The following is a 19,418-nucleotide window of genomic DNA, read 5'->3' on the forward strand; positions in this document are numbered from 1 at the left end:
TTATTTTAGATATATAATTAAATCACTAGAATTTTCCAGGCTTCATCGATATTGTTTTTCAGTAAAAGTTCCTGAGCCTTTTTATGAATATCTTCATCTGCGTAGCAACTTTCTGAAGGAAGAACTTCCACATTGGCAAGCATTCCCAGATCGTTACCTGTAAATACTTTGCTTAGTTTTATAGCATCAGGAAGAAGATCAAAGCCAATTCCTTTTGTTACCAAAGGTTTTGGTACTTCAAAGAGATTGTTTTCATTATTTCTGGAATACCAGTTTCCTCCTAAACGAGCAACCATATCCAGTTTTGCCTGATCCAGATTACCTTGTTCATTGAGGTATTCTTCTCTGATATGAATTTTTTGTACTTCACAAATAACTAAATTACCAGCGCCTCCCTGTTCTCCTAAAGATTTTATTTCTAAAACCTTGCACTCAAAATTAACGGGGCATTCTTCAATAAGCTTTGGTTTTACCATGTCAGCATCTTTCATGGTAAGCCCGGATTTGATGAATTCATTCACGCCATCCTCATATTCTGTTGACGCTAAAGAGATTTGTTGTACTATGGGAAAATTAACTGTTCCAATGACCACTTCCGGAACTTCCAGAACATTTTCCAGCGTATGTTTCGTTGTATTATCACGAACTCTTCTTGATGGTGAAAAGATCAAAATTGGCGGAACTGTACTGAACATGTTAAAAAAGCTGAAAGGCGATAAATTTATTGTACCATTTTTATCAACTGTTGATGCCAAAGCAATTGGTCTGGGAGCAACAGCGGTTTGCATGATCATCTGAAGCTGTACAGCGGTTATTTCGGATGGGATAACTGTTTTCATATTTTATACTTAAGCTACTTTAGCTTTTGAAAATCTAGTATTACAAAAACTAAAGTGAACTTAATTTTAGCATAATTATTTTAACTTAAGTGTTTAAACTTTTTTTATAATGTAGGAATGATTTTTCCAGATACTTCACCGAAGCCTACTCTTACACCGTCTTTTTCAGCCCAGGCTTTCATCGTTACAGTATCATTATCTTCAATGAACTTTCTTTCCTGGCCATTGTTTAATTGAATAGGATTTTGGCCTCTCCATGTTAATTCAAGCATAGAACCGAATGATTTTGGATCACTTCCTGAAATAGTACCACTTGCATACATATCACCCACTTCCAGATTACAACCGTTTACAGTATGATGAGCCAGTTGCTGGGTCATATTCCAATACATAAACTTGTAATTGCTTTCTGAGATTAGGTTTTCTTCTCCGTTCTCAGGCTGTAAGTATACTTCAAGGTTGATGTCGTAGTTTTTATCACCCTCAAATTTTAGGTAATCTAAAACTTCAGGATCTTGTTTTGGAGAAGCTGTTCTGAAAGGAGCCAGTGCTTCTAAAGTAACCACCCAAGGAGAAATCGATGAACCAAAGTTTTTACCTAAAAATGGTCCTAGTGGCACATATTCCCAAGATTGAATATCTCTTGCAGACCAGTCATTGAAGATAACCATTCCAAAAATAGCGTCTTCAGCTTCTTTTGTAGAAACACTTTCACCCATATCGGTGTTTTTATTGATAACAAAAGCCATTTCTAATTCAAAGTCCAGCTGTTTCGAAGGACCAAAGATTGGTTTCTCTGCATCGGCAGGTTTCATCTGACCTTTTGGACGGTTGATATCTGTTCCTGAAATAACGATTGAAGAAGCTCTGCCATGGTATCCTACAGGTAAATGTTTCCAGTTCGGCAGTAAAGCATTAGCTGGATCACGGAACATTTTTCCAACATTAGTTGCATGTTCGATACTGCTGTAAAAATCTGTATAATTTGGAATATGAATAGGCATGATCATTCTTACTTTATCAAGATCATAGAACGCATCTTCTATGGTTTTCTGATCTTTAGATAAAATGGAACCTTCCTGTAATAATTCTTGGATTCTAGCTCTAACAGCATTAGTGACAGGTTTTCCTAATTCGATAAATTCGTTCAGGGTGTAAGCTTCAAAGACATTGTCATCAAGTCCTTCAATATTTTCAAAGTAACTTAAATCAAATAAGCTGGCCAGATCAATAACCTGATCCCCAATTCTTGTACAACATCCAATATATTCTTTGTTGAAAACCGCTACTCCAAAAGGAATATTATGTATAGAAAAGTCTGAATTTGAGGAATACTCTACAAATGATTTCATAAGATTGTAATTTAATTGAGATTAATAAATCTGTTAAAATTTTAGGTTTTTAATATCTCAAGTGGCCGTAGTAGAAAAGCAAAGTTTCCAACTAAATATTTTTAAACTCATCAGTATCCTTGATTATGATAAAATCATTAAGTACTGACCAAATATTGAGATATTAAATAAATTACTTTCTCACTACGCTCCCCGCAATAACGAGCGCCCTCAAGATATGTATATTATTTTTTTGAATACGATGCTTCATCGATCCATCTGTCTTTAGTATTAACGTCAATCAGGTAAAGTATATTATCCTGTCTCGTTAATAATAAAGTTTTGGTAACCGGAATGGGAACCTTTTTACCTTCTAGAATATTAGCTCTTAAAGAAACAATATTCTTTTTTCTGACGATATCACCAGTAAAAACATTAGAACTGCTTTCACCTGTAGCCTTATCATCGAAAACTTCTACATAAGTTGCATTATTACCTTTAATAATAATGAAATCCCTTTCTGTATGGTCATCGGAATCTTTAATAAAGACAAATTTTTTGTCGTCAATATTTACATTTTCCAGATGCTGATTGATGCCTTTTCTTTCTTCAAGTCTGTTGAGAATTTCATTAAGTGTTCCGTATTGAGCTTTCAAGCCCAGTGCACTGAAAAATAAAATTCCAAATACAATTTTTTTCATATTAAGTGTTTTAAAAAAAAGTTTTGTCAAGACTTTGCATCCTGACAAAACTTAGTATTGATATCTGGGAATTAAAGATTACCTCTTCTATCCTGTTCTCTTTCTAATGCTTCAAACAATGCTTTGAAATTACCTGCTCCGAAGCTTTGTGCACCATGTCTTTCAATGATTTCAAAGAAAAGAGTAGGGCGGTCTTCTACAGGCTTAGTAAAGATTTGTAAAAGGTATCCTTCTTCATCATGATCAATTAATATACCAAGATCTTGTAATTTTTTAAGATCCTCATCGATATGACCTACTCGTTCAGGAACCATATCGTAATATGCTTCTGGTGGAGCAGAAAGGAATTCTACACCTCTCTTTTTAAGTTCTGTTACAGTATGGATAATATCTTTGGTAGCAACCGCAATGTGTTGAACTCCTTCACCTTCATAAAAATCAAGATATTCTTCTATCTGAGATTTTTTCTTTCCTTCAGCTGGCTCATTGATAGGGAATTTAGCAAATCCGTTTCCGTTGGACATTACTTTAGACATCAACGCAGAATATTCTGTATTGATCTGTTTGTCATCAAAAGAAAGGATATTTACAAAGCCCATTACTTTTTCATACCATTCAACAGTAGGGATCATTCTGTTCCAGTCTACATTTCCTACACAGTGGTCAACGTATAAAAGACCTGCTTCTTCCGGTTGATAAGTAGTTTCCCACTTTTCATAACCAGGCATAAATGGACCTGTATAATTTTTTCTCTCAATAAACATGTGAACTGTTTCTCCGTAAGTATAAATTCCGGACATTCTTACTTCTCCATGCTCGTCAGTTAAAGTTACAGGCTCTAAATAAGGTTTACCACCTCTTTTTGTGGTCTCTTCAAAAGCTTTGTAAGCGTCATCCACCCAAAGTGCTAAAACTTTTACTCCATCTCCATGTTTTTTTACATGTTCACTAATTGGAGATTCAGAGGTAAGTCCTGTCGTTAAGATTAATCTTATTTTTCCCTGTTGAAGAACATAAGAAGCACGATCCCTTACTCCTGTTTCAGGACCAGCGTATGCTACAGACTGAAAACCGAAAGCGGTTTTATAAAAATGAGCAGACTGTTTAGCATTTCCTACATAAAACTCAATGTAATCTGTGCCATTAATTGGCAAAAAATTCTCTGCTTGAGCAATTTTTTCGGCAAATGTAAGTGTTGACATATTTTCTTTTTACTTTTATTTTTATAGGTATGCAAATTACAAAAATCTTAGATATGGCAAAAGTATTAATAGGAAATCCTTAGTGAGGCTTAACATAGATTTAAAGAAAAGTTCATTTAAGTATGTTTAAGTTTAGTATGTTACAGGATGGTTATCTATTTTTGTATCTACAAAGACAAGTGAAAAAAAAATATTTTCGAAAATTTGAAAGCCGTAGGACACTACGGCTTTCATTTTTTATGATTTAGTCTCCCTGCATCAGGGTTATAATTATCCCATATTTTCCAGACGTTATCTATTTTCTTGATAAAGTAAATTTGGGTGTTTAACTGATTAACAAAATTTTCTTCACCTGTTTCGCCAACTTTAAATAAGAGATTCCAAAATTCCTGAGATTCCAATATTTTTTTGTCAGGTTCATCAGTAACCATATGGATATCAAAAACCTCAAAATTGGAGCGATTATTTTTTGTAATAAGTTTAAACTCTCTGTCACATAGTTCTTTACTAAACTGCGTGGCTCTTTCCAAAAAAGGGGAATCATCGAAAACAAGATCTTTAAAAAGTTGAGTATTATGAGAAGGAAACTGTTTGTAAAACTCAAACACTGTAGAACAATAGTTGTATATGATATTACTGAAGAACTCTTCATCTTCAGAATTATGATCCTGTTTATTCTCCCTTATAAACTGAATATAAGCATTGAGATCTTTAAATCCTAAAAAGATGCATATCTTATCCAGTGTTTTTAAAAAACGAAGATCGTTATGTGTTTTATCCTGATAATCATTTTCAAAAAAACGCTGCAGTGTAACATGAGAAATAGTACTTCCTATTTCAAATTTTTTACCTCCTTTCAGTTCTTCAGATCCTGATAGTTCATCTTTTATAATTTCGGAGAGAATAATATAATGACTCCTCTTCCAATCTTTAACATTACCTAAAACCGAATTTTTTACCTTGGAATGTTTTATTATTTCCTCTCTTATCGAATTATATATCGTTTTCAATTGCCTAACTTTAAAAGGGTTTATCAAAAATACTGCCAAAGACTTAGAAGGTCTTTTGTCTATCCCTTTTTGGTCAGTTTACAGATCGTTTAATGCAAAAGAAATTATTTAATGTTTAAATCTTTCAAAAGCGGCTTGTTCCAACATCTCTCTGTCATCAGGGTGAGCAATACTGATCAATTCCTGAGCCCGTTGGCGTAGATTTTTTCCATACAGGTAGGCTGTTCCATATTCTGTAACGACATAATGGATATGTCCTCTCGTGGTAACAACACCTGCTCCCTGTTTCAGGTAAGGAACAATTCTTGAAATTCCCTTTTTAGTCCTTGACGTGATCGCAATAATAGGTTTTCCTCCTTCGCTTAAGGCAGCACCTCTCATAAAGTCCATTTGGCCACCAATTCCACTGTATTGTAGAGTTCCTATAGAATCTGCACAAACCTGTCCAGTCAAATCGATTTCTATAGCAGAATTAATGGCAACCATCTTTTTGTTTCGCATGATATTGATTGGGAAGTTCACGTCACTTACATCCTTAAAAGCAAAAACAGTGTTGTCATCTACATAGTCGTACAATTTTCTTGTTCCAAAGCAAAAGCTGGTAATTGTTTTATTATCGTTATAACCTTTGTATTTGTTGTTAATGACATCATTTTGAATAAGATCTATTACTCCATCGCTTAGCATTTCTGTATGAACTCCCAGGTCTTTATGATTTCCAAGACATTTCAATACAGCATCCGGAATAGTTCCAATACCCATTTGGATGGTTGATCTGTCATCAATAAGATCGGCAACGTTCTTTCCAACTAACATTTCCTCAGGGTCTACTTTTGATCCGTAATCTACCGTAGGAAGTTCTTCTTCATGCCATACCAGTTTGTTTATTCTGCTAATATGTATCATTCCGTCTCCGTGAGTTCTCGGCATTAAAGGATTTACGATAGCAACAATTATTTTAGCAGTATCTACAGCAGCTCTTGCAACATCTACAGAAGTACCTAATGTGCAGAAGCCATGTTTGTCAGGTGGAGAAACAGTAATTAATGCTACATCAAGAGGTAAAATGTTATTCCTGAATAAGATGGGAATTTCACTTAAAAATACGGGAACGAAATCACCTCTTTCAGAGTTTACGGCATCCCTTACAGGAGTTGAAACAAATAAAGAATTGACGAAAAAGTTGTCTTTATATTGTGGTTTTGCAATTTCAACATTTCCTTGCTGAGTAATGGAAACCATTTCCACGTTTTCTAATCTGTGGGATTGTCTGGCTAATTCATCAATCAGGTAATTGGGTGTACATGCACTCCCGTGAAAAAATACACGATTTCCGCTTTTTACAGTATATACGGCTTCCTCTGCACTAATATAATTGTACATATTAAATTTTTTTTGAAATAATATTTATACCGACTGTTGTTTACAGTCATTTGTGTTTTTACAGTTTATTCCAACCAGGAAGTTTTATAGGTTGGATCTTCTACTTTCATAGCTTCTTCAGTGATTTTTAAAGGACGGAATGGATCTACCATCACAGCATATTCTTCAGTGAATTTTTTACCGATACTTCTTTCCATTGCCCCGGGATGTGGCCCATGAACAACTCCTCCAGGGTGAAGACTGAAGTCCATAAGATCAACATGGTTACGACTCATAAAGTCACCTTCTGTGTAGAATAAAACCTCATCAGAGTCAATATTAGAATGATTATATGGTGCAGGAATAGCTAATGGATGGTAATCATACATTCTGGCACAAAAAGAACAAACGACAAAATTATGTCCTTCAAAGTTTTGGTGAACTGGAGGTGGTTGATGAATTCTTCCTGTTATAGGCTCAAAGTTTTTGATGTTAAATTTATAAGGATAAAAATAACCATCCCAGCCTACGACATCAAAAGGGTGCGTTGCATAAATGAAGTCAGTGATTTGATTTTCTTTTTTTACTTTAATTAAAAACTCACCTTTTTCATCTTTAGGTTCAACAAAAGTTGGAGCGATAATGTCTCTCTCACAGAATGGAGAATGTTCCAAAAGTTGTCCAAATTCATTTCTGTATCGCTTTGGAGTATAAATTGGAGAATGACTTTCCAGTACAAAAAATACAGTATTTTCAGTATGAACTTCTACCTGATAGATTGTTCCCCTTGGAATAATAAGATAATCACCGGTAGAGAAATCCAGGTTACCAACAAATGTTTTTAAAACTCCGGTGCCTTCATGAACAAACAAAAGTTCATCACATTCAGCATTTTTATAGAAATAATCAGTTGATTTTCTAGGTTTTGATAACCCCATTTTCAGATCATTGTTCACCAAAAGGAATTTTCTGCTTTCCAAAAAGTCATCTTCAGGAGTTACCTGCATTCCTTTGAACATTCTTGGAGTTACATTTTTATCAACAGCAATCTTAGGAGTTACATCTTTTGCATTTCCTATTGATTTTATCTGAGTAGGTCGGTGGATATGATAGAGCAAAGAAGAAATACCATGAAAGCCCTCGGTTCCGAAAAGTTGCTCATAGTAGAATTTATCTTCTGGAGATTTAAAAATCGTATGTCTTTTCTGTGGGATTTTCCCAGATTGATTATATCTCATTTTACCTTTATATTTTCTCAAATTTAATAATTTTTGACGAATAATTTTTAAGGATATTTATCATAGAGTTTTTTGTTTCGAAAATAATTGTTAGATTTGCCTAACATTTATTATTTCATGAAGCGAATATTATTTTCTGTTGTACTTTTATCATCCTATTGTTTCTCTCAGGAAACAGACAGTTTAAGTTTAAATCAAGCTCCAAGACCCGATTCTATAGCTACTCCTAAAAAAGAGATCAAAACGAAATTGATCGATGACGTAGTGATCACGGGAACACTAAAACCGATGAGCAGATCTAAAAGCCCGGTAGCGGTAGAAATTTATAGTCAGAAGTTTTTTCAAAAGAATCCAACGCCCAGTATTTTTGAAGCCATCTCGATGGTTAATGGAGTACGTCCCCAATTGAACTGTTCTGTATGTAATACAGGAGATATTCATATCAACGGTCTCGAGGGACCTTATACTATGATTCTGATCGATGGAATGCCGATTGTGAGCTCATTATCCACAGTCTATGGACTGAGTGGAATTCCAAATAGCCTGGTCGAGAGGATAGAGGTAGTGAAAGGTCCTGCTTCATCTCTCTATGGCTCCGAAGCAATGGGTGGTGTTATTAATATCATTACAAAAAATGCCTTAACAGCTCCGAGGCTTAGTGTAGATTTTATGACAAGTACCTGGAGTGAAGATAATATTGATTTATCAACGAAATTCAATGTTGGAAAAAAGGCGGCTTCATTATTAAGTCTTAACTATTTCAATTTTACTAAGAGAATAGATCAGAACAAAGATAACTTTACAGATGCTACCCTACAGAACAGGATATCTGTTTTTAATAAATGGAACTTTCAGAGAAAGGAAAACAGGCTGGCAAGTTTAGCGTTACGTTACTTATATGAGGATCGTTTTGGAGGGGAAATGCAATGGAATAGGTCTGATAGAGGGGGTAATAAAATATATGGTGAAAGTATTTATACCAATAGAATGGAAGCTTTAGGAGTATATCAATGGCCTTTGAAGGAACAGGTTATTACCCAATTTTCCTATAACTATCATAATCAGGATTCCTTTTATGGAACAAATCCTTATGATGCAAAGCAGAAAGTGGCTTTCGTTCAGACGTATTGGGATAAAAAATTTGGAAATCATGATTTGATCTTGGGAGCTACTTATAAGCGGACATTTTACGATGACAATACTCCGGGAACCTCATCAGGAGACGGACTTATGAACGAACCCATGAAGTCTCCCATTTTAGGAGCTTTTATACAGGACCAATGGGAAATAGATTCTAAAAACACAATATTGCTTGGTTACAGATATGATTACGACAGGATCCATCATTCTGTTCATTCACCAAGATTTGCATGGAAATTTTCACCTAATCCATACCATACCCTCCGGTTTAATTTCGGGACCGGTTTCAGGGTGGTGAATTTATTTACTGAAGATCATGCGGCTCTAACGGGTTCCCGGGAAGTGGTGATCAAATCTGATTTAAAACCTGAAAAATCAATTAATGGAAATTTAAATTACATCTGGAAAATTCCAGTAGGAGATCGTTTGATTAATCTTGATGCTTCTGCTTTCTATACCTATTTCAGTAATAAGATCGTAGGTGATTTTGATACAGATCCCGGAAAAATTATTTATGATAACCTTCACGGATATGGCATTTCAAAAGGAGCGTCGATGAATGTAGATTTCAGCTTCAGTTTTCCTCTGACTGTCAACCTTGGTGTAACTTATCTAGAAGTATTTCAGAAGTTGGATGGTGAAAATGGCAAAATTCAACAGCTTCATGCTCCAAAATGGAGTGGAACGTATAGCCTGACGTATAAATTTCAGAATGCTCTTACAGTAGATTTTACAGGTCAGTTTTATGGACCGATGAGATTACCGGTTTTACCGGATGACTTCCGTCGTGAGTATTCGCCATTCTATTCTTTGGCTAATATTCAGGTTTCGAAATCTTTTAAATCAGGGTTTGAAGTGTATTGTGGGATTAAAAATCTTTTAAATTTTACACCTAAAGATCCATTGATGAGGCCGTTTGACCCGTTTGATCAGCATGTAAATGATCCTATTAATAACCCCAATAATTACAAGTTTGATACTGCTTATGGCTACGCACCAATGCAGGGAATACGTGGATTTTTTGGAGTAAGATATACTTTGAAATGAAAATATTTTTAATTTTATTTTTAATGTTAGTGCCCTACTTTTGTCTTTCTCAAAAGATGAGAGAGGGCACTTTTTCTGAACTTGAAACCCTACATAATAAACATCAGAGACCTGTTATCATTCATTTGTATACCGGATGGTGTGCCATTTGTAAAATTGAGTCTTTTAATCTGAATAAAGATAAAGATCTTGTTAATTTTATTAATGATCATTTTTATTTTATCAATTTCGAAGCGGAGAAAACTAAAGAAAAGATTCGTTTTGAAGGGAAAGAATTTAACTATCTCCCGAATGGAAATTCCGGGATCCATGAGCTAGCTCTGGCATTATCTAAAAATAAAAGTCAACCAGTTTATCCGCTGTGGATTATATTGGATGCTGATCAGAATCTGGTCTATTACCATGAAGGAGAATTTAAACCCGAAATAATGAAACAGAAACTTAAAGAAATTTCTGCTTTATAATAATTACTATTTTTACACTTATTTTTCAGATAATACTGATTTAAATAGTATAGAAAATCAGCCTAACCTGCGAAAGTTCTTGATGCTGCTAAAATAATTTGATTAATAATCTCTCGCAGATTAAAAAGCTGAGATAAATCCATCTTTTAATCACACTTCTCCATCCATTAAAATTGCCAGCTGAATACAAGGTTGATCAGAACGGTTACTCCAGGCATGGTTCGTTCCCCTTTGTATCACAATGTCTCCTGCTTTAAGAAGTGTTTCACCTTCCTCCATGATTAAATGCAGTTCACCTGAAAGAATAACAATGTAATCTAAGGTTTGAGTCTGATGCATCATAGGATGAAGTTCACCGGCTTTAAACTCAACTCCAAGGTCTTTATCAGGCGGAATGACCACATATCGGAAGTACGTTCCGTTTTTGGGAGTTTGAGGAAATCCTGTATTGGGAATTGGAACTTCAAAATCCAGGCTTGCAGGAGCTTTCTGAGTATTCCAGATATCTGAAATAAGGAGTCCGGGTAAATGCTCTACTGCATTTTCTGCTTCCTTGTCTTCAACAATAGTTGATTTTCCGTTTTGAATCCCTGTTACAACGCGTCTTGGTATTTTATTCATAATCTAATGGGACATAATTAATTTGTTTCCTTGAGTAAGGTTGTTTTTCAGCATTTGATGAGCTTGAAGAACGGTTTCTAAAGAAAGATTTCCAATCACTTTATATTTTGGCGGAACGATTATTCCTTCCTCGATAAGGTTAGAAATCTTGGTTAAACTATTTTTATAATAATCATAATTCTTCGTCATGCTAAAGGTATAATTCGAGATGTTCATGATTATGTTTCCTTTATTAAATAGTATTTCTTTGGCATCTTTACTGATTAGCGCAGTCACATCTATATACATTCCATGGATTTTCAGTACTTCGGCGGTCACCTCGGACATATAATTACCTACGAGATCGACTCCGATATCAAAAGACAGATTATCATTTGCTTTAATTAAATTTTCTACCAGCCGGTCTTCTTTATAATTAATGATCTGATTATTTTTTAACCCCATTTCAAGCAATAACTTTCTGTTGTCCTCTGATCCTACCGTTGCCACTATATTGTTGTAACTGTTAGCGAGTAATAGTTTGATCAAAAAGGATCCGACTCCTCCGGTAGCTCCAGTGATCAAAACAGTATCGGTAGACTTTAATGACATACGATTAAAAGTTTGTAATGCAGTCATTCCTACCGATGGAATAGCTGCTGCCTGTTCAAAAGAAATGTTTTTAGGTTTTAATGCAACAATAGCCGCTGGAACTGTAATATATTCTGCATAAGAACCATTACTACCCATGGAGCCGCTGCCACAAAATATTTCGTCTCCAATTTCAAATTGGGAAACATCACTTCCTTTACCAATGATAATTCCTGAGAGTTCACGGCCTAAAACAGGAGAACTGACAAGCTTGCGTTCAAGCTCATTTTCAATCATCTGATAGTCAATGGGATTAAATCCACTGGCTTTTATTTGAATTAAAACTTCATTATTTTTAGGGTACGGTTTTTCTATATAACCATCTTCTAGTTTGAAATCTTTATTAAGTATGACTGTTTTCATTATAACAATTTTATAGGACAAATGTAAAACCAGAATAGTTTATATTTGCTACTAGTTAACTATTGGTAACTAGTAACTTTAAGGATACTATTATGTCAAAAATTATAGAAAACGGGGTAGAACGTGAAGCCACATGTACCGAAGAATTATTCGCAATGCGCGATAGTCTGGATGTTTTAGGAGGAAAGTGGAAGCTGATGATCTTACGTTATCTGACCAACCGAACTGATCAGCTGATTCATTTTAAAAAACTCCAGAGAGGGATTGATGGAATTTCTGCAAAAATGTTGAGTAAGGAACTAAAAGAGCTGGAAATCAATTTGCTGATCACCCGTACGATTCAGGATACCAAACCAATTACGGTAACTTATGCAGTAACCGAGTATGGAAAGTCGGTGCTTCCGGTTACAGAAACTCTGGTTAATTGGGGAATTCACCATCGGGAAAAGATTAAAGAATCGATGGGTGGGTAAAGGTGATTGAAAGATTTAAAAATTAAAACATTCAAAAGCTGAAGCCCTTCTGGGCTTTACATGAGATAGATTATAATGTCCCACAGATTTTAACAGATCATACAGATTTTTTAACGTTAGCATCTACGCCATCTGTAAAATCTGCGGGGAAAATAAATGTTATTTTAAAAGTACCGCGATGATTGCTAAAATAGCGGGTAAAGCCTGAACAAAGAATATTCTTTTTGTTGCAGAAATAGCTCCGTAAATTCCGGCTATAGCAACACAGCTCAAGAAAAATAAAGCGATATTAGTTTGCCATTCTGCGTCCTTGATAAAGAAAGTCCATGTTAATCCTGCAGCCAGAAAACCATTATAAAGACCTTGATTGGCTGCCAGCCCTTTAGTTGGCTTGAACATTTCCGCTGGTAACGCAGCTTTGAAAACTTCTTTACCTTTTGTTTCCCAGGCAAACATTTCCATCCAGAGAATATAAATATGTTCTAATGCTACTAATCCGATCAAAATTTTTGCAACGATTTCCATGATTAATTGTTTTTTGTCATTGTAAAACTAAAAAAATAAAGTTAAGTTTGATTACTAAATTTCAAAATGGATACTTTTAAAACACATCTGGATAAATTTATTACCATCAATGATGCGGATTATGTTTCTGTATTGTCTTTTTTCCAGGTAATGGAAGTTAAAAAGAAACAGAATCTACTTCTTGAGGGTGAAGTCTGTAAATCCATGTACTTTGTTTTAAACGGATGTCTCAGAAAGTTTTTTGTGAATGAAAAAGGAGTAGAACATACGACTGAGTTTGCTGTTGAAAACTGGTGGATGACAGATACTTTTGCCTATGAAAGGCAAATCAAAACTGAGTTTACGATACAGGCAGTAGAGCGGTCAACGATTTTAGTTATCGATCTTGAAACCCAGGAACTGTTATTGCAAAAGCATCCGGTTATGGAACGTTATTTCAGGATGATCTATCAGAGAGCTTATGCCGCTTCGGAAAGAAGGATCCGTTATTTATATGAAATGACAAGAGAGGATCTTTATATTCATTTCAGTACACAGTATCCATGGTTTATTCAGCGGATTCCACAATATTTAATTGCTTCTTTTTTAGGTTTTACACCAGAATATCTAAGTGAAATAAGAGCGAAATTACGTTCTTAAACCAGTTTAAGATTATTAAGAATTAAAAGTCCGAATTTTGTCATGTTATTAAAAGCTAATACAATGACTAATCAAAAAGTTCAATTTTCGCAGTTATTTTTAAGAGTGGCGATTGCCATAACAATGCTTTCCGCAGTGGCAGACCGATTCGGATTCTGGGGTAGAAATTCAGCTTGGGGAAACTGGGCGAATTTTGAGGAATACACCAGAAAACTAACCTTTTTTCTACCCGAAAGTTTAAGTCAGTTTTCAGCTTATACAGCCACATTCTTTGAAATTGCTATTCCACTGTTATTGCTTGTAGGATACAAAACCAAAATAGCAGCTTATGGCGCAGGATTTTTGTTGTTGATTTTTGCATTATCCATGAGTATAGCTTTAGGGGTAAAAGCACCTTTAGATTATTCAGTTTGGGTAGGAAGTGCCGCTGCATTTTTACTGGCAAGCCAACAAGAGTTTTCATTTAGTTTAGATCAATTAACCAAAAAAATATAATATTATGAGTACAAGAGTGAACATCGCAAAAACAGATGCAGCAGCTTACAAAGCAATGATGGGATTAGAGGGATATCTTCAGACTATTTCTTTAAACCCTATTCAAAAGGAATTAATTAAAATCAGAGCTTCACAGATCAATGGATGTGCATTTTGTTTGGATATGCATACAAAGGATGCCATGAAGTATGGAGAAACTCCACAAAGAATATATCTTTTAAATGCATGGCGAGAAGCTTTAGAATTATTTACAGAAGAAGAACAGGTCTTGCTTATGATGACAGAAGAGATTACTTTAATTAGTCATAAAGGTTTAACAGAAGAGACTTATCAGAAGGCAAAATCATTTTTTGATGAAACTCAGATTTCACAAATCATTATGGCTATTGTAACGATTAATGCATGGAACAGAATTGCGATAAGCACACATTTGCCGATCATGAAATAATTTTTTTAAATTGTTTTTTTAACAAGAAGAGCTTTTCATATGAAAAGCTCTTCTTGTTATTATTACCTAAATCATCCAGATAATTTAATAATTTATACTCTTCTTGTCAATCCTATCCTCTTTTTTCTCAGTATTTGAAATATGGAATAATCTTTTTTTTATCCTTCAAATATTTGATTATTTAGAATTAATTAAAATAAGCATATTGTTAAAATATTTATTATTTAGACGTTTTTTTAATGTTTGTGATTAAAATAGTAATTGAATATATTTTTTGTGAAAAAAAATTGATGAATTGACATTCCTGCCTAGTAAATAAATCACTTTCAGTTCATGGAGGATTAATATCTGTTAACATACTTTTGGGAAAACAACTCACTTTTTAAATTTTTGTTAATATGGATATAAAAAAACATTTGCTAAGTACTGCGGTCCTCTTTTTTATCGGACAGTCTGCTTATGCCCAGAGTACAAAGAAAGATACAGTCACTAAAGAAAAAAAAATAGAAGAGGTAGTGGTGGTGGGTTATGGAACACAGAAGAAAAGCGAGGTAACAGCAGCAATGTCACAGGTAAAAGCTGAAGATATGGCAGGCCTGGTCACTGCTAGTTTTGAATCTCAGCTGGCTGGAAGAGCAGCAGGGGTCAATGTAACAACCAGTTCAGGTATGGTAGGAGCACCTCCTGCTATCAATATTAGAGGAATAAATTCCATTAATTCAGGAACTTATCCTTTGGTTGTAGTAGACGGGATGCCAATTTTCACAGGTGATACGGGAGGATATGCTCCAAGCAATGCCTTGGGAGATATTAACCCTTCGGACATAGAGAGTATAGAAATTTTAAAAGATGGAGCTGCCGCTGCTGTTTATGGTTCCAGGGCTGCCAATGGAGTAATGATCATTACGACAAAGAAGGGTAAAAAAGGTAAATTTCAGTTAGATTACAATACCTATACAGGACTTGCCCAGGTTGTTAAACAGTTTGATCTTCTTCAGACACCAGATTTTCTGACGATTTCTAATGAAAAAAGAACAAATGCAGGGAGAGCACCTTGGGCCTTTGGAACAGAATATAATACAAACTGGCAAAAAGCGGTTTTAAGAACAGCAACTCAAACAGACCATAATATATCTCTTCAGGGAGGTTTGGGTAAGGGTTCGTATTTTGGATCTGTAGGCTATACTAAACAGGATGGAATTATTTTGAGTAATGGCATGGAAAGGTTTACAGCCCGTTTTAATGTAAATCAGGAAGTGACCAACTGGCTGAAAATGGGTGCTAATCTGGGAGTAACGAGAACAGAATATCAATCCCTTAATTCGGGGGTCAATTCTCTCTCAGGAGCGATGGCTAATGCTGTAAGACAATTACCGAATACTTCTATATATAGAGCAGATGGTCCATTTGGATATAATATTGATGTTGTAGGCACCAATACAATTACAGGGCGAGGGCAAAACACGGAGCATATTGCAAATAATCTTCCAAATATTATGTATGTTCTTAATACCAATAGATTGCAGTCCAAAGTACTACGGGTGCTGGGAGATGTTTATGGAGAAATAAAAATATTACCATCTCTTACCTATAAGCTTCAGATGAGCATAGATCGATCTCAGAATGAGGGATTAATGTACTGGAATGCATTTCATGGAGATGGGCGGGGTAGCAATGGGCGGATCCAAAACAGCAATACAACCATGGAAAGGTATAATATTCAAAATATATTAAACTTTAACAAAAGTTTTGGAGAGCATAAAATTGGAATTACATTGGTGAATGAATATCAGAAAGAAAATCAGAACTCCTTTTTTGGAGGTGGAATAGATTTGGGTGATTCTTATTTTAATACGAATGTAATTTCAGGTTCTTATGGAACCCCGGTTTCAGGGGGAGGAAAAACAGAATTTGCATTGATATCCTATCTGGCAAGATTTAATTATGATTTTGGAAAAAGATATTTTTTCCAGGGAGTAATACGAAGGGATGATTTGTCTTCTCTTCCTAAAGAGGGTAGAGTAGGGTATTTCCCAGGAGCTTCGTTAGGATGGAATGTGAGTAATGAGAGCTTTTTTGAAAAAGCCAAAAATATTGTCAATGAGCTAAAGGTTCGTGCTTCTTATGGTAGAGTAGGTAATAGTAGTATTGGAAATTATCCATATATGTCTTTATATGGACCAGCTAGGTATGGAGATTCTAATGGATTAGGCTATTTCCAGATGGGAGTTAACTCATTGAGATGGGAGCGAAGTGAGAAGTTGGATTATGGTGTGGATATGAGCTTTTTAGGTAATAAGCTTAAAGTTACTTTAGACTATTTTGTAAATAATATTGATGAAATGATTCAGCAGGTTCCTGTTGATCCTTCTTTAGGAATCCCAGACAATCAATACAGCTCAAATATTGGGGTAGCGAAGAATAAAGGTTGGGAACTGACAGTGAACTATACCCCTATTAAAAAAGACAATTTTGAATTAAATATTGGCGGTAACATCTCATTGATTAATAATAAAATCACACAATTGTATAAAGGGGCAGATATTTTCCCTGGAAATGTGGATTGGGGAAATTTCGACCGTTTTTACAGAGTACATAAGGAAGGTTATTCTATGAACCAGTTGTATGGAATAAAATACTGGGGGGTAAATTCGGCTAATGGTAATCCTGTTTATTACAGGTTGGATGGTTCTTTGGTACAATATAATTTAAATACAAGATTATATAATGTTTTTAATCAGGATGATCCGAGCAATGTCTCTCAGAGTGGAAAAGCTCCGGAGAATCAATTATTAGGAAATACAATCCCAAAATATTTTGGAGCTTTCAATTTATCAGTGAAGTATCATAATTTCGACTTGGGCACTCTGATGAGGTTTAGTGGTGGAAACTATATTATGAACATTACAAGAAGAGAAATGCTGAGTCAGAATCTTGTTAATAATTCTACAGAAATTATGGGAAGATGGCAGAGCCCGGAAAATCCTGGTGATGGATGGACTCCAAGGCTGATGGCGGGTAATGATCCGGGAGTAAACGGGCCATCGGTTTCCAATAGTAGGTTTATAGAAAAGGGAGACTTTATAAAATTCGATAACCTCACTTTAGGTTATAGTTTAGAACGAGAATTTTTGAATAAAATTAATATCCAAAAAATGCGACTTTATATCCAGGCACAAAATGCATTCATTATTACTAAATATTCAGGTGCAGATCCGGAAATGCAGGTTAATGGTTTGGATTTTAATGGAATCCCAAGACAGCGAGTTTTTTCAGTTGGATTAAATGTTACCCTTTAAAAATATTATGATGAATAAATTAAAAAAATATATACTATTAGTTTTTGTAGGATTGGTATTCAGCTCATGCCAACAGGATATTTTAGATACTACATCTTTTAATAATCCAAATCCTGAATTGGCATTTACTTCTCCTGAATTGGTTCAGTTGGCGGTAAATGGAGTTTATAATGCAGCACAAATTGGATATTATAGCAGTACTCCATTATCGAACAGTGCAAGAGGCTATGTTTTTGGCGCAGCTTATTTTCAGCAAAATGAGGTACGGGGAGAAGATGTAGTGAATACACAAGCATTCTATCAATTGACTTATGAGTCTAATTATGATCCTACTACTGCCAATAATGCATATTATTGGAGTGATGCCTACCGACTTATTAACAGAGCTAATCTTGTTAATGAGGGGATTAATAGAGCCGTGAACAATAAAGTAATTTCTGAGGATCAGGGAAAAATATATAAGGGAGAGGTTTTATTTTTTAGAGCTTTGGCTCATTTGGAACTTCTGAAGCATTTTTCAAGACCCTATCATTTAGACAATGGATCTTCCATGGGAGTGCCCTACAGAACAATTGGGGTAGATACTGAAGCTACTATAGAGCAGGCAATGCAGGTAGGTAGAGGTACTGTGGCAGAGGGATATGAGAAGCTTTTTGAAGATTTGAACTTTGCAGAAAATGGTCTTCCTGGTAATGCTCAAAGACAGGGAATAAATAAAATAGGCAAAATAACCAAAGGAGCTGCAATTGCTATTAAAATAAGAGCTTATTTGAATATGAGAAACTGGAGTAAGGTAATAGAAGAATATAATAAATTAACCTCTATGTATACTTTAGAATCCAACCCTCTTACAGTATTTAATAACAACCTGACCAATACAGAGTCTATTTTTTCTATCATTAACACAGCAAATAATAACCCGGGAGTCAACGGAGCATTAGCTTCGCAATTTAGTGGTCGTTCTTTAATAGCCATCAGTCCTATTTTATGGAATAATCCTTTGTGGCTGAAAGATGATAAAAGACGATCGGTTACAGATGTTGTCTCCGGGTCCAGATTTACCAGGAAATATAAAGATATAACAACATTTTCTGATGCATCACCAATTGTTAGATTCTCCGAAATGAAATTAGCAGCAGCCGAGGCTCATGCAAGATTAAATAATATGACAAGTGCGTTGTTACTTCTTAATGAAGTTAGAAACAGAGCATTAGAAACCCCCAATACAGAAGCCTACACCAGCTCATCTTTTTCTAATAAAGAAGGTATGATAAAAGCTATTCTGTTAGAAAGAAGAATAGAATTGAGCTGTGAGGGGGTTCGTTGGGCAGATATACATAGATTGATCAATGATGATATTGCACCTACCTATGGAATTCCGGCAAAAGTGCCAAATGGATTTCCTTCAGCTTCAAGTTATACAATAGGAATTCCATATACTGGAAATCTAACAAACAGTATTCCTTATACGGATAAAAGATTTCTGTGGCCTATACCATTAATGACCACAAGTGTTAATCCACTTCTTGCCGGTCAGCAAAACCCGGAATGGTAAAATGAAAATTGTAATCATTACAAAAGAGCTTCTCAA

Annotated in this window: 18 protein-coding genes; 8 read left to right on the forward strand and 10 right to left on the reverse strand. The window is 35.0% G+C overall.

What is annotated here, in order from left to right:
* Nucleotides 1-17: 17 nt before the first annotated feature.
* The 7 genes from J7E44_RS10275 to J7E44_RS10305 form a co-directional block, all read right to left on the reverse strand.
* Complete coding sequence (locus J7E44_RS10275) at nt 18-839, reverse strand: flavin reductase family protein (RefSeq protein WP_214829000.1); 822 nt, start codon at nt 837-839, stop codon at nt 18-20.
* Between the two features lie 104 nt (nt 840-943).
* Nucleotides 944-2,191, reverse strand: a complete 1,248-nt coding sequence (fahA, locus tag J7E44_RS10280) for a fumarylacetoacetase (protein WP_214829002.1) — start codon at nt 2,189-2,191, stop codon at nt 944-946.
* 224 nt (nt 2,192-2,415) lie between these two features.
* Entirely contained in the window at nt 2,416-2,871 is a 456-nt protein-coding gene (locus tag J7E44_RS10285; RefSeq protein ID WP_214829004.1) for a hypothetical protein, read from the reverse strand.
* A gap of 71 nt (nt 2,872-2,942) precedes the next feature.
* Nucleotides 2,943-4,073: a 4-hydroxyphenylpyruvate dioxygenase gene (hppD, locus tag J7E44_RS10290; protein ID WP_214829006.1), complete on the reverse strand. Its 1,131-nt coding sequence runs from the start codon at nt 4,071-4,073 to the stop codon at nt 2,943-2,945.
* Nucleotides 4,074-4,303: 230 nt separating this feature from the next.
* Nucleotides 4,304-5,083: a hypothetical protein gene (locus J7E44_RS10295; RefSeq protein WP_214829008.1), complete on the reverse strand. Its 780-nt coding sequence runs from the start codon at nt 5,081-5,083 to the stop codon at nt 4,304-4,306.
* 108 nt (nt 5,084-5,191) lie between these two features.
* The gene (locus tag J7E44_RS10300; protein WP_214829010.1) at nt 5,192-6,466 is read right to left on the reverse strand and encodes an acetyl-CoA hydrolase/transferase family protein; all 1,275 of its coding nucleotides are present in this window, start codon (nt 6,464-6,466) and stop codon (nt 5,192-5,194) included.
* Nucleotides 6,467-6,531: 65 nt separating this feature from the next.
* On the reverse strand, nt 6,532-7,683 hold the full coding sequence (locus tag J7E44_RS10305; protein ID WP_214829228.1) for a homogentisate 1,2-dioxygenase: 1,152 nt from the start codon (nt 7,681-7,683) through the stop codon (nt 6,532-6,534).
* A 117-nt stretch (nt 7,684-7,800) separates the two neighbouring features.
* On the opposite strand from J7E44_RS10305, the gene J7E44_RS10310 reads away from it, so the two are divergent.
* Both J7E44_RS10310 and J7E44_RS10315 read left to right on the forward strand, forming a co-directional pair.
* Nucleotides 7,801-9,870, forward strand: a complete 2,070-nt coding sequence (locus tag J7E44_RS10310) for a TonB-dependent receptor plug domain-containing protein (RefSeq protein ID WP_251040539.1) — start codon at nt 7,801-7,803, stop codon at nt 9,868-9,870.
* Between the two features lie 56 nt (nt 9,871-9,926).
* Complete coding sequence (locus tag J7E44_RS10315) at nt 9,927-10,334, forward strand: thioredoxin fold domain-containing protein (RefSeq protein ID WP_251040540.1); 408 nt, start codon at nt 9,927-9,929, stop codon at nt 10,332-10,334.
* Between the two features lie 150 nt (nt 10,335-10,484).
* Here J7E44_RS10315 and J7E44_RS10320 read toward each other — a convergent pair whose 3' ends face one another.
* Entirely contained in the window at nt 10,485-10,955 is a 471-nt protein-coding gene (locus tag J7E44_RS10320; RefSeq protein ID WP_214829013.1) for a cupin domain-containing protein, read from the reverse strand.
* Between the two features lie 3 nt (nt 10,956-10,958).
* Nucleotides 10,959-11,948 carry an NADP-dependent oxidoreductase gene (locus J7E44_RS10325; RefSeq protein ID WP_214829015.1) on the reverse strand — a complete coding sequence of 330 codons (990 nt, stop codon included), beginning with the start codon at nt 11,946-11,948 and terminating at the stop codon, nt 10,959-10,961.
* A 92-nt stretch (nt 11,949-12,040) separates the two neighbouring features.
* Here J7E44_RS10325 and J7E44_RS10330 point away from each other — a divergent pair, with 92 nt between their 5' ends.
* Complete coding sequence (locus tag J7E44_RS10330) at nt 12,041-12,421, forward strand: winged helix-turn-helix transcriptional regulator (RefSeq protein WP_214829017.1); 381 nt, start codon at nt 12,041-12,043, stop codon at nt 12,419-12,421.
* A gap of 159 nt (nt 12,422-12,580) precedes the next feature.
* On the opposite strand, the gene J7E44_RS10335 is transcribed toward J7E44_RS10330, so the two are convergent.
* On the reverse strand, nt 12,581-12,946 hold the full coding sequence (locus tag J7E44_RS10335) for a DUF1304 domain-containing protein (RefSeq protein WP_214829019.1): 366 nt from the start codon (nt 12,944-12,946) through the stop codon (nt 12,581-12,583).
* A 66-nt stretch (nt 12,947-13,012) separates the two neighbouring features.
* Here J7E44_RS10335 and J7E44_RS10340 point away from each other — a divergent pair, with 66 nt between their 5' ends.
* The 5 genes from J7E44_RS10340 to J7E44_RS10360 all read left to right on the forward strand — a co-directional run bounded on the left by J7E44_RS10340 (nt 13,013) and on the right by J7E44_RS10360 (nt 19,382).
* Complete coding sequence (locus J7E44_RS10340; RefSeq protein WP_214829021.1) at nt 13,013-13,585, forward strand: Crp/Fnr family transcriptional regulator; 573 nt, start codon at nt 13,013-13,015, stop codon at nt 13,583-13,585.
* A 63-nt stretch (nt 13,586-13,648) separates the two neighbouring features.
* Entirely contained in the window at nt 13,649-14,080 is a 432-nt protein-coding gene (locus tag J7E44_RS10345; RefSeq protein ID WP_251040541.1) for a DoxX family membrane protein, read from the forward strand.
* A gap of 4 nt (nt 14,081-14,084) precedes the next feature.
* A complete protein-coding gene (locus J7E44_RS10350; protein ID WP_214829025.1) occupies nt 14,085-14,528 on the forward strand; it encodes a carboxymuconolactone decarboxylase family protein in 444 nt (147 codons plus the stop codon).
* Between the two features lie 398 nt (nt 14,529-14,926).
* On the forward strand, nt 14,927-17,827 hold the full coding sequence (locus tag J7E44_RS10355; RefSeq protein WP_214829027.1) for a SusC/RagA family TonB-linked outer membrane protein: 2,901 nt from the start codon (nt 14,927-14,929) through the stop codon (nt 17,825-17,827).
* 10 nt (nt 17,828-17,837) lie between these two features.
* Entirely contained in the window at nt 17,838-19,382 is a 1,545-nt protein-coding gene (locus tag J7E44_RS10360; RefSeq protein ID WP_251040542.1) for a RagB/SusD family nutrient uptake outer membrane protein, read from the forward strand.
* Nucleotides 19,383-19,418 lie beyond the last annotated feature (36 nt).

Origin of the sequence: Chryseobacterium sp. ISL-6, assembly GCF_018613715.1 — a bacterium.
In the GTDB taxonomy this organism is placed as follows: domain Bacteria; phylum Bacteroidota; class Bacteroidia; order Flavobacteriales; family Weeksellaceae; genus Chryseobacterium; species Chryseobacterium paludis.